This window comes from Shewanella hafniensis (assembly GCF_019655335.1).
Taxonomy (GTDB): Bacteria; Pseudomonadota; Gammaproteobacteria; order Enterobacterales; family Shewanellaceae; genus Shewanella; species Shewanella hafniensis.
Genome location: NZ_BPFD01000254.1, coordinates 1 through 433, shown reverse-complemented (window position 1 = coordinate 433; position 433 = coordinate 1). Strand labels below are relative to the sequence as shown.

Sequence of the window (433 nt, the reverse complement as noted above, 5' to 3'; positions counted from 1 at the left end):
ACAGATTCGGGGGATGAGGCGCTGGGGTGATTTACGGTACTTCCGAGTGACTTTTCTTCCATAAGACGACACAATAAGTTCACGGCGGGCCCTCGGGCTGCCACCTTGAACCGTCACCGGTGATGTCGCCGGTTGTGCGTCGCTGTCGATGAGAAAGGACCCGGTGTGATCCCACGCGAAGAACGCGGACCAGTCCTCAACGGACTTCCGACAACCCTGCCTGACGTCGATCCCGAGGAGACTCAGGAGTGGATCGAGTCCCTCGACGGACTCATCGAGGAGCGCGGCACGGAGCGGGCGCAGTACATCATGCGCTCCCTCATGCAGCGCGCGAGCGCCCAGTCCGTCGCCCTGCCCTACGTGACCACCACGGACTACGTGAACACGATCCCGGCGGACCAGGAGCCGGAGTACCCGGGCGACGAGGAGCTCG

At 63.3% G+C, this 433-nt stretch carries 1 protein-coding gene; it reads left to right on the top strand.

Translation table 11 applies throughout. The features are described from left to right. Positions 1 to 165: 165 nt before the first annotated feature. Positions 166 to 433, top strand: a 268-nt coding sequence (locus K5Q99_RS22140) for a pyruvate dehydrogenase E1 component-related protein (RefSeq protein ID WP_220778159.1), incomplete at its 3' end; no start/stop codon positions are given.